Consider the following 11,888-nt stretch of genomic DNA (forward strand, 5'->3'; position numbering starts at 1 on the left):
GGTCGGAGAGTGGTAATCCACGCGAGGGGGGACATCCGCGGTGGATTGCCTCGGCGTGGATCGGGGGCTGACGATGGGCATCGAGGCCGCGCGGGACGGTGGGAGGGTGCCGTGGACGGATGTCCTGCTGTCCGCTGTCGCAGCCGTGAGCTGGGCGTTGATCGGGATGGCGGGGACGGCGGCGCTCGGGCTGCATCTGCTGCGGGCGGACGCGGCGGGGTCGCTCGGGCCGATGACCGCGGCGGTGGTGGCCCTTGGGGCGAACGGGACGGTGACGCCGTCCGGGAACGTGTCGGCGTTCGGACTCAAAGGGGTGCAGGCGGCCACCGCCATCGATATCACGCCACTGGGTGTGAGCCTGGTGGGTGCGCTCCTTCTGTGCTGGTTCTTTCTGCGGTCCCTGCGTGCGGCGGGCGTTGTGGTCGGGCTGCCCGAACTCCTCGTGCGCGCGGGAGCGGTGGTCGCGCTGTTCGTCGCGATGCTGGGCGGTCTGGCATGGGCCGGCCATGACGTCGTCACCATCGACGGGGGCGCGCTCGGGCTCGACGGCCTGCCGGGCGGCGACGGCGGCGGGCTCGGCATCCCCGGCCTCGGGGGCGTCGGAGGGCTGCTGCCGGACCGGGTCGGCGACCTGATCCGGGCGCGGGCCGCGGTCGGCTTCACCGTCGATACGGCGCCCACGTTGCTCGGGGGCGCCGCATGGGCGGCCGGTGTCCTGGCGATCGCGCTGCTCGCGTCCCGGCGCACACCGCTGCCACGCGGCTGGGAGGCGGTGCACCGGGTGGTGCGTCCGGCCGCGTCCGCCCTGGTGACGGTGTTGCTGGTGGCGGTGGCCGCCGGGCTCGCGGCCGCGGCGTACGCGGCGATCGGCGACGACCATCCGGCGCGGATCGCCGGGGCCGCGCTGCTCGGCGCGCCCAACGGCACGTGGCTGGGTGTGGCGGTGGGCCTGTTCGTGCCGTGGGACGGCAGGGCGGGCGGCGGCCTGGTGAAACTGCTGCCCGACCCGCTGGACCGACTGCTGCGCGTGGGGACGGACCAGCGGGTCACGGTGGGGCGCCTGGCCGATCTGGACGGCAGGGTGTGGCTGCTGGCCGTCGCCGCCGCGCTCATGATGCTCTTCGCGGGTGTGCTGACGGCGGTGCGTACGCCACTCGTACGAGTCCGCGATGCAGCGGGGGGCGTTCCGTCCGCTGCGGTCGTACGGGACGCGGGTCCGCTCGGCTTCGCAGGCCTGTGTGCGCTGCGGCTCGGGCTCGTGACGGCGGCGGCACTGCCGCTGCTGGTTCGGCTGGCGGAGGTGTCGGTGGACGCCTCGCTGTCGGTGCTCGGTTTCGACGCGTTCGGTGCGGCGATCACGTTACACGGGCAGTCGGGTCCGGCACTGCTGCTGGGCGCGGTGTGGGGCGCGGCAGCGGGGGCCGCCGGGGCGCTGCTGGCCTGTGGGACGGGGGCGGCGGGGCGCCGGGCGGCGCCCCTGGCGCGGGGTGACGCGGGGCTGCCGGGGCTCCCGCGGCATGCGCCGGTCCCGCAGACAGGGGGTCCCTACACCCCGAGCAGGCCGTACCGGCCGCCGAACCCGGACACGAACCCCTACCTACGGCTCCCGGAAGGACTGCGCGAACCGCAGGACGCGGGGCCGGGCGGCGCCTCGGGGGGCGGCGGGCGGCGTGGCAGCGCCCCGCGCGGAGCCACGCCACCCCGAAACGAGCCATCCGGCGTCACGGAGGGCGCCACCTCCGAAGGCACCCCGGCCCGCGCCGCCCCGGAACGCACCCCGGCCGACGGCCCGGCTCCGGACTCCGCGCCGCCCCCGCCCGCCGATGTCTATGGCGCGCCCACCGTGGTCCAGCCGATCAAGTCGCCGCAGCGGCCGGCCCGGCGGGCTCCGTCGTCCTCCGACCGGTGGCCGCCCCCACCGCCTCCCCCACCTCCCCCGCCGCCGCCCGACCGGCCCCGCGGGCGGCCCTGACGAGGCGGAGGTCCACCTCGGCCGCCCGCGCCCATGCCTGCGCCTTCGCGGACGGGTAACGCGTACGCCATCGGTGCGCAACCCAGTGTTCCCCGTCCGCTGGGCGGACCTGACAGGCGGTGCGCGAGGGGTGCCGGATACGGTGGAAGCACCATGAGCGCTGTGCAGACCTCCGACGCCCCTACCCTCCTTGTCAAGATCTTCGGCAAGGACCGGCCCGGCCTGACCGCCGGCCTGTTCGACACCCTGGCCGCCTACCACGTCGACGTCGTCGACATCGAGCAGGTCGTCACCCGGGGCCGGATGGTGCTGTGCGCCCTCGTGACCGTGCCGCCGCCCGAACTCGAGGGCGATCTGCGGGCCACCGTCCACACCTGGGCGGAGTCGATGAAGATGCAGGCGGAGATCATCTCCGGCATCGGCGACAACCGTCCGCGCGGCCTCGGCCGCTCCCTCGTCACCGTCCTCGGCCATCCCCTCACCGCCCACGCCACGGCGGCGATCGCCGCCCGCATCGCGGCCGCCGGCGGCAACATCGACCGCATCTTCCGGCTCGCCAAGTACCCCGTGACCGCGGTCGAGTTCGCCGTGTCCGGCGTGGAGACCGAGCCGCTGCGCACCGCACTGGTGACCGACGCCGCGGCGCTCGGTGTCGACGTCGCCGTCGTCGCGGCCGGTCTGCACCGGCGGGCCCAGCGGCTGGTCGTGATGGACGTGGACTCCACGCTCATCCAGGACGAGGTCATCGAACTGTTCGCCGCGCACGCCGGATGCGAGGCGGAGGTCGCCGAGGTGACGGCCGCCGCCATGCGCGGGGAGCTGGACTTCGAGCAGTCGCTGCACGCCCGGGTGGCGCTGCTGAAGGGTCTGGACGCGTCGGTGGTGGACAAGGTGCGCGCCGAGGTCCGGCTCACTTCGGGCGCGCGCACCCTGATCCGCACACTGAAACGACTCGGCTTCCAAGTGGGTGTCGTCTCGGGCGGCTTCACCCAGGTCACGGACGATCTGAAGGAGCGGCTCGGGCTCGACTTCGCGCAGGCCAACACCCTGGAGGTCGTCGACGGGAAGCTGACCGGCAGGGTCGTCGGGGAGATCGTGGACCGCGCGGGCAAGGCGCGGCTGCTGCGCAGGTTCGCCGCCGAGGCGGGGGTGCCGCTGGCGCAGACCGTGGCGATCGGTGACGGGGCCAACGACCTGGACATGCTGAACGCGGCGGGCCTGGGTGTGGCCTTCAACGCCAAGCCCGTCGTCCGTGAGGCCGCGCACACCGCGGTGAACTTCCCCTTCCTGGACACCGTCCTGTACCTGCTGGGTGTCACCCGGGAAGAGGTCGAGGCGGCGGACGCGCACGACGACGGCCTCTGACGGTCCCGGATCGCGAAGGGGTCCCGCGGTGCCGGGCCCCTTCGCGATGCCGCATCGGAGCTCTTACTCGCTGGGCGCCCAGTAGTCGAGCAGGGTGGCCGTGCCCGGTTCCAGCGCCTTCCAGGAGCCGTCGAAGGAGAGCACGGCGAAGGCGGCGGCCGGGAAGCCGCGCCGGCTCATCCGCTCGCGGGCATCGCCCTCGGTCGCACCGGACAGGACGTCGGCGAGACCCTGGATGCTGGGGTTGTGACCGATCAGGACCACGTTCCGCACGTCGTCGGAGGTCTCGTTGAGCACGGCGATCAGCTCGCCGGGCGAGGCCTCGTAGAGCCGCTCCTCATAGACGGTTTTCGGTCGATGCGGCAGCTCCTGGACGGCGAGCTTCCAGGTCTCGCGGGTGCGAGTGGACGTGGAGCACAGGGCCAGGTCGAAGGGGATGCCGGTCTCGGCCAGCTTCAGTCCGGCCGCGGCCGCGTCCTGGCGGCCCCGGTCGGCGAGCGGACGCTCGTGGTCGGGAACCTGCGGCCAGTCGGCCTTGGCATGCCGGAAGAGGACAATCCTGCGGGGTTCTGCGGAGCTCATGAGTCCCAGCTTCGCATGAAACAGGCCAACGGGCGCAGGGAGTTGGCAGCGCCGCGATACGCCTGGTCACCGGCCTCCTCACGCCGGGACCCACAGGCGGCCGGCCGCGTACGGCCCCGCCCGGACCGTGTCACGACCCGGTCGGGTCGCGTCACCGTGCGTGCTGCGTCACCGCGTGCTGGACCCGTTCGAGGAGGTGGCCGGGGGCGGGGTCGCCGCCGGTGCCGGCGTCCGCCGGATCGAGTATCAGCGCCAGCAGGACGACGAAGGCGAGCGTGGGCAGGGCGAGGGCCCACCAGGGCAGCCGTAGGTCGACGCCGCCCGTGGTCGCCGGGTGGGGCCGGGTGTGCGAACGGGCCGGCATGACTGCCTCCGGGGTCCTCGAGTGGTCCGTGGGCCGCGCCTCGCGGCCACATCTCGAAGCTACGGGCGCGGCGGCCCTCAACCCATCCGGTGATCCACCCACTTGCCCCTGACACTCACCCCCTAGGGGATGGGGGGGCGGCACCACCATGAGCCGTCACCGGTGGGTGAGCGGAGACGCGGTCGTCACGGAGACACGAACGCCGCAAAGACGCGATCGTCACGGTGAGGCGATCATCATGGTGAGGCGATCGTCGCGATGACGGCGATGACCAGGAAGATGGCGAAGAACGCGCCGAAGACGAGCAGCATCTTCTTCTGGCCGTTCCGGGGGTTCGGTTCGAGCACGGGCATACGCCCAGTTTCGCACCCTCCCCCACCCGGGCCGCGGCGGGGGCGGTCCGTCGCTCGGCGTGCCGCCTCGTCCTCCACGATCCGGTCGCGGCCCGCCAGGACGCCCACCGCGATCTGCGGGACCAAGAGCCCGGCCATGAGCGCGAGCGGCAGGCCCCAGTCGCCGCTGTGCTGGCAGAGGACGCCGACCAGCAGCGGCCCGGGGATCGACAGCAGATACCCGAACGACGTGACGACCGCGATGCACGCGGACCTGGGCGAGGTGCTGCGGGACTGGCTGCGCGGCGACGTCGGCGAGGAGCTGACGCCGGAGGGGTACACGGACCACTCGGCGCTGGTGGACGCGACCCGCGCGGGCGACGCCGACGCGGCGGGCACGGCGGCGGCGAGCCATCCGCGGATGTGCGGTCCCGGGGGCCCGGGGCCGGCGGGCCGCTGAGAGCTCCCCACGGAACGGGAGTCGGGTGCCGGATCACCGCCGGTGACCGACCCACGCCGAGCGCACGTTCTCCCAGCAGCGGCCGGTCAGCCGTACGGTCGCCGCGGGCCCCGCCTCGACCGGGGCGGTGTCGGTGTCGATGTCCCACCACTGGGCGCACTCGATGTGCAGGCTCACGTGATCGCTGTCCGGATAGGGGTTGTGGCAGTACGCGACGACGTGCGCGCCCGTGACGCGGACCCGGCACTCGGAGCCGAAGGGGCCCGGGTCGGCGGACTTCCCGGCGTCCTCGCGCGCGGGCGACGCGGTGTGCGCGCCGTGCGGCGGCAGGGCGTCGTACGGCAGGACCGTCACCAGGGCGAGCGTGAGGAAGGCCGGGGCCACGCGGTGGGACAAGCGCACAAGGGAACCTCCTCGGCCGTGCCGCGTGCGGGGCGGTGCGTGCTCCCAGCGTGTGTCCCGGACGGCCCGGCACGCCCGGCCAGGTGGTCCGAACGGGCGACGCCCCGCTTCCCGCGCGCAGCGGGGAGCGGGGCGTCGGCCTCGTAGGAGCGTGTGATGCAGGCGATGGGGCCCGCTGAGCGATCGCGTGAACGCTCAGCGGGCCGAGAGGGCACGGGTCCGGGCCCCGGGGTGCATCCGCGGCGCGGCTCAGGCGCCGATGGCGTGCAGTCCGCCGTCCACGTGGATGATCTCGCCGGTGGTCTTCGGGAACCAGTCGCTGAGCAGTGCCACGACACCGCGGCCGGCCGGCTCGGGGTCCTTCAGGTCCCACTCCAGCGGGGCACGGGTGTCCCAGACGGAGGCCAGCTCGCCGAAGCCCGGGATGGACTTGGCGGCCATCGAGCCGATGGGGCCCGCGGAGATGAGGTTGCAGCGGATGTTCTGCTTGCCGAGGTCACGCGCCATGTAGCGGCTGGTGGCCTCCAGGGCGGCCTTGGCCGGGCCCATCCAGTCGTACTGCGGCCAGGCGTACTGGGCGTCGAAGGTGAGGCCGACCACCGAGCCGCCGTTCTGCATCAGCGGCAGGCAGGCCATGGTCAGCGACTTCAGGGAGAACGCCGAGACGTGCATGGCGGTGGCCACGGACTCGAACGGCGTGTTGAGGAAGTTGCCGCCGAGGGCGTCCTGCGGGGCGAAGCCGATGGAGTGCACGACTCCGTCGAGACCGCCCAGTTCCTCGCCGACCACGTCGGCGAGGCGGCGGAGGTGCTCGTCGTTGGTGACGTCGAGTTCGACGACCTTGGTGGGCTTCGGCAGCTTCTTGGCGATGCGCTCGGTCAGCGTGGGCCGCGGGAACGCGGTCAGGATGATCTCCGCACCCTGCTCCTGGGCCAGCTTCGCGGTGTGGAAGGCGATGGAGGACTCCATCAGGACACCGGTGATCAGGACGCGCTTGCCCTCGAGAATTCCGCTCATGGTGATCAGTGACCCATTCCCAGTCCGCCGTCAACGGGGATGACGGCTCCAGTGATGTACGAGGCGTCGTCGGAGGCGAGGAACCGCACCGCCGCGGCGATCTCGTCCGGCTGCGCGTACCGGCCGAGCGGCACCTGGGACACGATGTCCTCGCGCTGCTCGTCGCTGAGCGCGCGGGTCATGTCGGTGTCGACGAAGCCGGGGGCGACGACGTTGAAGGTGATGTTGCGCGAGCCCAGCTCACGGGCGAGGGAGCGGGCGAAGCCGACCAGGGCGGCCTTGGACGCGGCGTAGTTGGCCTGCCCCGCGGAGCCGAGCAGCCCCACGACCGACGAGATCAGCACCACGCGGCCCTTCTTGGCGCGCAGCATGCCGCGGTTGGCGCGCTTGACGACGCGGAAGGTGCCGGTGAGGTTGGTCTCGATGACCGAGGTGAAGTCCTCCTCGGACATGCGCATCAGAAGCTGGTCCCGGGTGACGCCGGCGTTGGCGACGAGGACCTCGACCGGGCCGTGCTGGGCCTCGACCTCCTTGTAGGCCTGCTCCACCTGCTCGGTGTCGGTGATGTCGCACCTGACCGCCAGGAAGCCGGCCGGCGGCTCACCCGAGCGGTATGTGATCGCGACCTTGTCGCCGGCGTCGGCGAACGCGCGGGCGATGGCGAGGCCGATGCCCCGGTTGCCTCCAGTGACGAGAACCGAGCGGCTCAACGGATCACCCTTTCGTTAGCGGTCTGGAACCCCTGCAAGACAGGCCCCTTCGTCGAAAACCTATCGGTCCGGCCCCCCGCGCGGACAATCGGGCACCGACAGTGGCGTAGGGGACTCACTGTCGGGTCCCTACAGAAGCGACCGCCGTGAAGACGGTCCCCGACGCGCGGGTCCGGCCACCGGGGGCAGAGGTGTCGTCCCCGTCCCCGCCCGCGCGACATGATCGGAGCCGACAGGCCACGACAGCAGGGAGACCTCCGTGCCTCATTCCATCGACGAAGCCTTCACGGCACTGCCGTTGCGGGCCCTGGCCGACGCCGCACTGGCGCGTGCGCGGTCGCTCGGGGCCCAGCACGCCGACTTCCGGTTCGAGCGGCTGCGCAGTGCCGCCCAGCGGCTCAGGGACGGCAGGCCCGCCGGGTCCTCGGACACCACCGACCTGGGGTACGCGGTGCGGGTCGTGCACGGCGGGACCTGGGGGTTCGCCTCGGGTGTCGATCTGTCCCCGGACGCCGCCGCCAAGGTGGCGTCGCAGGCCGTGGCGATGGCCAGGCTGTCGGCTCAGGTCATCGAGGCGGCGGGGTCGGATGAGCGGGTGGAACTGGCGGACGAGCCGGTGCACGCGGAGAAGACATGGGTGTCGTCGTACGAGATCGATCCCTTCACCGTGCCCGACGAGCACAAGACGGGTCTGCTGGCCGAGTGGAGCGGGCGGCTGCTCGCGGCGGACGGCGTCAGCCACGTGGACGCGTCGCTGCTCACCGTGCACGAGAACAAGTTCTACGCCGACACCGCCGGGACCGTCACCACCCAGCAGCGCGTGCGGCTGCATCCGCAGCTGACCGCCGTGTCGGTGGACGAGTCCACGGGTGAGTTCGACTCCATGCGCACCCTCGCACCGCCGGTCGGGCGGGGCTGGGAGTACCTGACGGGCACCGGCTGGGACTGGGACGCGGAGCTGGAGCAGATCCCGCAGCTGCTCGCCGAGAAGATGCGCGCCCCGAGCGTCGAGTCCGGGGTGTACGACCTGGTGGTCGACCCGTCCAACCTGTGGCTGACGATCCACGAGTCCGTCGGGCACGCCACCGAACTGGACCGTGCCCTCGGCTACGAGGCCGCCTACGCCGGCACCTCCTTCGCCACCTTCGACCGGCTGGGCAAGCTGAGGTACGGCTCCGAGCTGATGAACGTGACCGGTGACCGCACCGCCGAGCACGGGCTCGCCACGATCGGGTACGACGACGAGGGCGTGGAGGCACAGTCCTGGGACCTGGTCAAGGACGGGACGCTGGTCGGCTACCAGCTGGACCGGCGCATCGCGCGGCTCACCGGTTTCGATCGCTCGAACGGGTGCGCGTACGCCGACTCCCCGGCGCACGTGCCGGTGCAGCGGATGGCGAACGTGTCCCTGCAGCCGGACCCGGCCGGGCTGTCGACGGAGGACCTCATCGGGGGCGTGGACCGGGGCATCTACGTCGTCGGGGACCGCTCCTGGTCCATCGACATGCAGCGCTACAACTTCCAGTTCACCGGGCAGCGGTTCTTCAGGATCGAGAACGGGCGGATCACCGGTCAGCTGCGGGATGTCGCCTACCAGGCGACGACGACGGACTTCTGGGGCTCCATGGCGGCCGTCGGCGGTCCGCAGACGTACGTCCTCGGCGGCGCCTTCAACTGCGGCAAGGCCCAGCCGGGCCAGGTCGCGGCCGTCTCGCACGGCTGCCCCTCGGCCCTCTTCAGGGGAGTGGACATTCTCAACACGACGCAGGAGGCCGCTCGATGAGCGCCCGTACGAACAAGCCGCACGAAATCGTCGAGCGCGCCCTCGAGCTGTCCGGGGCGGACGGGTGTGTCGTCATCGCCGACGAGCACTCCACCGCCAACCTGCGGTGGGCGGGCAACGCGCTGACCACGAACGGGGTCACGCGCGGGCGCACCCTCACCGTCATCGCAACGGTCGACGGCAGGGAGGGCACCTCCTCCGGGGTCGTCTCCCGCTCGGCGGTCACCGCGGACGAACTGGAGCCGCTGGTACGGGCCGCGGAGGCCGCCGCGCGCGGTGCCGGGCCGGCCGAGGACGCGCAGCCGCTGGTCACCGGGGTGGCCCCGTCACCTGACTTCACGGATGCCCCTGCCGAGACCTCCTCCGCCGTCTTCGCGGACTTCGCGCCGGCGCTCGGCGAGTCGTTCGGCCGCGCGCGTGCGGGCGGCCGTGAGCTGTACGGCTTCGCCAACCATGAACTCGTCTCCACGTACCTGGGCACGTCGACCGGGCTGCGGCTGCGCCACGACCAGCCGAACGGCACGCTGGAGCTGAACGCCAAGTCCCCGGACCGTACGCGTTCGGCATGGGCGGGGCGTTCGACCCGGGACTTCAAGGACGTCGACCCGGCGGCGCTGGACGCGGAACTGGCCCGGCGGCTGGTGTGGGCGCAGCGCAGGATCGAGCTGCCGGCGGGGCGCTACGAGACGCTGCTGCCGCCGACCGCGGTCGCGGACCTGCTGATCTACCAGATGTGGTCGGCATCGGCACGGGACGCGGCCGAGGGTCGCACGGTGTTCAGCAAGCCGGGCGGCGGCACCCGCGTCGGCGAGAGGCTCTCCGAACTGCCGCTGACCCTGCGCAGCGATCCCGACGAGCCGGGCCTGGAGACGCCGCCCTTCGTCGTCGCGCACGCCTCCGGCGACGACCTGTCGGTGTTCGACAACGGGTTGCCGGTGCAGGCCACCGAGTGGATCGGCGGTGGCGAGCTGAGGCACCTGACGACCACGCGGCACACCGCGGCCCTGACCGGCCTCCCGCTCGCGCCCGCGATCGGGAACCTGATCATGGACGGGGGTTCCGACCGCTCCCTGGAGGAGATGGTCGCGGGCACCGAGCGCGGACTGCTGCTGACCTGCCTGTGGTACATCCGCGAGGTGGACCCGGCGACCCTGCTGCTCACCGGCCTGACCCGGGACGGCGTCTACCTCGTCGAGAACGGGGAGGTCACCGGCGCGGTCAACAACTTCCGGTTCAACGAGTCACCGGTCGGCCTGCTGGGCCGCGCCACCGAGGCCGGCCGTACGGAGAAGACGCTGCCGCGCGAATGGAGCGACTGGTTCACGCGGGCCGCGATGCCTCCGGTGCGGGTGCCGGACTTCAACATGAGCTCGGTCAGCCAGGGCGTGTGACGCCCGCTGCGGGCAGGAGGGGCGGTCGTGGGCCGCCCCTTCCCCGTCGTGGGCCGCCCCTTCCCGTTCCGGTGCCGTCATACCTGCTGTCTGCCGCCCCTGCGTGTCATGTACGCCATCTCGCCGACGAAGACGAAGAGGACGGCGGCGGCGAGTTGGAGGCCGTGGCGGCCCCAGTCGATGCCCGGAGTGGCGGCGATGCCGAGGGCGCGGGCGACGGCGTTGCCGACGAGGCCGCCGATCGTGCCCATGAGCGTGGTCAGCCACAGCGGGCTGTGCTGCTTGCCCGGAAGGATCAGCTTGGCCAGCAGGCCCAGCACGAATCCGACGATGATCGCCCACAACCAGCCCATGGCTGCCTCCTCGATCCCTCGTACGGTGTACGGCTCGACATGAGACGTGAGCAGTGAGCAGTGAGCAGTGAGCAGTGAGGTCAGTCTGGGTCCGCCCGCCGTACGGCGCATGTCGGGATCACCCGTAGGCGGGGCGCGCGAGGCGTTCGCGCAGGCGGGAGGTGCCCCGGTCTCGATGGCGGCCGGGGCGCGGCGTACCGTGGAGAGTGTTCGGGCTCGGGTCCTGACCGGCTGTGCGGCAGGTACGGGCCGGGGAGAGTCCGGGACAGGCGGTGGTGCGGTGTGATGCGGAAGCGGAGCGGTGGCGGCGACGTCCAGGTGTTCCGGATCACGGGAGCCCGGCAGGGGCTCGAGGCGGACGTACGCGGCCGGCAGCGGCGTTACGTGGTGTCGATGGGCATCCGTACGGTGGCGGTGATCCTCGCGGCCAGCCTGTGGAACGTGGAGCGGCCCGTCGCCATCGTCGCGCTGGTGCTCGGCGCTGTGCTGCCGTACATCGCCGTCGTCATCGCGAACGCGGGACGGGAGAACGCGCCGTCGCTGCCGTCGACGTTCATCAACGTCCCGGTGCGTCCGATGATCGCGCCACCGACGGCGGACGGATCGCAGGAATCCGGCCAGGACGACGCACCGGCGGAGCCCGTGGGAGGAACCCCCGGCGAACCGCGTGAGCGGACCTGACCACGGCGGATGCCCGGGAAGCGGAATCGCACGCGGCGCCGAGCTCAAGAAAAGCTCAGATCAATCATGTTGTTCCGGTGCCGGGTAGCGGGTTACCCGTGACATACTTCGTACGCGCTCCGCATCCCCCGTCGGAGCGACAGACCGACGCCGGGCAGCTCCCCCCGTGGCTGCTCGGCGTCGCCTTGTTTGCCGTGGCTGTGAGACGAAGCTGTGACTGACGAAACCCCGATGTGCTCCGCCAAGGGCTGCCGTGCCGACGCCGTGTGGGTGCTGGCATGGAACAACCCGAAGATCCACGCGCCGGAGCGCCGCAAGACGTGGCTGGCGTGCGAGGAGCACCGGGAGCACCTGTCGCAGTTCCTCGGTGTGCGGGGGTTCCTGAAGGACGTCGTCGAGCTGGAGGACTGGGAAGCGCCCGACGGCGCCTGAGGGCTTCAGCGGGTATCGGGGAGTGTCCCCCTGGACCCGGTCCG

The 11,888-nt window shown here is 72.3% G+C and carries 13 protein-coding genes and 2 pseudogenes; 7 read left to right on the forward strand and 8 right to left on the reverse strand.

The features are described from left to right. Positions 1-73 precede the first annotated feature (73 nt). Both AC5WS8_RS23445 and serB read left to right on the forward strand, forming a co-directional pair. Complete coding sequence (locus AC5WS8_RS23445; protein WP_496105569.1) at positions 74-1,972, forward strand: streptophobe family protein; 1,899 nt, start codon at positions 74-76, stop codon at positions 1,970-1,972. 153 nt (positions 1,973-2,125) lie between these two features. Further along, on the forward strand, positions 2,126-3,337 hold the full coding sequence (gene serB, locus AC5WS8_RS23450) for a phosphoserine phosphatase SerB (RefSeq protein ID WP_496105419.1): 1,212 nt from the start codon (positions 2,126-2,128) through the stop codon (positions 3,335-3,337). 63 nt (positions 3,338-3,400) lie between these two features. Here the strand turns inward: serB and AC5WS8_RS23455 are convergent, their stop codons facing one another. The 4 genes and pseudogenes from AC5WS8_RS23455 to AC5WS8_RS23470 all read right to left on the reverse strand — a co-directional run. Further along, positions 3,401-3,919: a SixA phosphatase family protein gene (locus AC5WS8_RS23455; protein WP_496105420.1), complete on the reverse strand. Its 519-nt coding sequence runs from the start codon at positions 3,917-3,919 to the stop codon at positions 3,401-3,403. A 151-nt stretch (positions 3,920-4,070) separates the two neighbouring features. Further along, complete coding sequence (locus AC5WS8_RS23460) at positions 4,071-4,283, reverse strand: hypothetical protein (RefSeq protein ID WP_496105421.1); 213 nt, start codon at positions 4,281-4,283, stop codon at positions 4,071-4,073. Positions 4,284-4,519: 236 nt separating this feature from the next. Continuing rightward, a complete protein-coding gene (locus AC5WS8_RS23465; RefSeq protein ID WP_496105570.1) occupies positions 4,520-4,636 on the reverse strand; it encodes an SGM_5486 family transporter-associated protein in 117 nt (38 codons plus the stop codon). Positions 4,637-4,693: 57 nt separating this feature from the next. Then, a pseudogene (locus tag AC5WS8_RS23470) lies at positions 4,694-4,876 on the reverse strand (MFS transporter); the annotation flags it as partial. Here AC5WS8_RS23470 and AC5WS8_RS23475 point away from each other — a divergent pair. After that, positions 4,860-5,075: pseudogene (locus AC5WS8_RS23475) on the forward strand (GntR family transcriptional regulator); the annotation flags it as partial. The pseudogenes AC5WS8_RS23470 and AC5WS8_RS23475 sit on opposite strands and share 17 nt — an antisense overlap. Positions 5,076-5,108: 33 nt before the next feature. Here AC5WS8_RS23475 and AC5WS8_RS23480 read toward each other — a convergent pair. From AC5WS8_RS23480 to fabG, 3 genes are all read right to left on the reverse strand, one after another. Beyond that, positions 5,109-5,477: a hypothetical protein gene (locus AC5WS8_RS23480; RefSeq protein WP_496105422.1), complete on the reverse strand. Its 369-nt coding sequence runs from the start codon at positions 5,475-5,477 to the stop codon at positions 5,109-5,111. A 249-nt stretch (positions 5,478-5,726) separates the two neighbouring features. After that, on the reverse strand, positions 5,727-6,494 hold the full coding sequence (fabI, locus tag AC5WS8_RS23485) for an enoyl-ACP reductase FabI (RefSeq protein ID WP_496105423.1): 768 nt from the start codon (positions 6,492-6,494) through the stop codon (positions 5,727-5,729). Positions 6,495-6,499: 5 nt separating this feature from the next. Beyond that, positions 6,500-7,204 (reverse strand): 3-oxoacyl-[acyl-carrier-protein] reductase, encoded by a 705-nt coding sequence (gene fabG, locus AC5WS8_RS23490; RefSeq protein ID WP_496105424.1) that lies wholly within the window; start codon positions 7,202-7,204, stop codon positions 6,500-6,502. A 259-nt stretch (positions 7,205-7,463) separates the two neighbouring features. Between fabG and AC5WS8_RS23495 the strand changes: the two genes are divergently transcribed. Then, positions 7,464-8,987, forward strand: coding sequence for a TldD/PmbA family protein (locus AC5WS8_RS23495; protein ID WP_496105425.1), 1,524 nt, complete (start codon positions 7,464-7,466; stop codon positions 8,985-8,987). Further along, on the forward strand, positions 8,984-10,378 hold the full coding sequence (locus AC5WS8_RS23500) for a metallopeptidase TldD-related protein (protein ID WP_496105426.1): 1,395 nt from the start codon (positions 8,984-8,986) through the stop codon (positions 10,376-10,378). Before AC5WS8_RS23495 ends, AC5WS8_RS23500 begins: the two co-directional genes overlap by 4 nt. A gap of 77 nt (positions 10,379-10,455) precedes the next feature. Here AC5WS8_RS23500 and AC5WS8_RS23505 read toward each other — a convergent pair whose 3' ends face one another. After that, positions 10,456-10,731: a GlsB/YeaQ/YmgE family stress response membrane protein gene (locus AC5WS8_RS23505; RefSeq protein WP_496105571.1), complete on the reverse strand. Its 276-nt coding sequence runs from the start codon at positions 10,729-10,731 to the stop codon at positions 10,456-10,458. Between the two features lie 285 nt (positions 10,732-11,016). Here AC5WS8_RS23505 and AC5WS8_RS23510 point away from each other — a divergent pair, with 285 nt between their 5' ends. Next, positions 11,017-11,412 carry a DUF3099 domain-containing protein gene (locus AC5WS8_RS23510; protein ID WP_496105427.1) on the forward strand — a complete coding sequence of 132 codons (396 nt, stop codon included), beginning with the start codon at positions 11,017-11,019 and terminating at the stop codon, positions 11,410-11,412. A 213-nt stretch (positions 11,413-11,625) separates the two neighbouring features. Continuing rightward, entirely contained in the window at positions 11,626-11,844 is a 219-nt protein-coding gene (locus tag AC5WS8_RS23515) for a hypothetical protein (protein ID WP_496105428.1), read from the forward strand. The last annotated feature ends 44 nt before the right edge of the window (positions 11,845-11,888 follow it).

This window comes from Streptomyces sp. PTL18 (assembly GCF_059510295.1).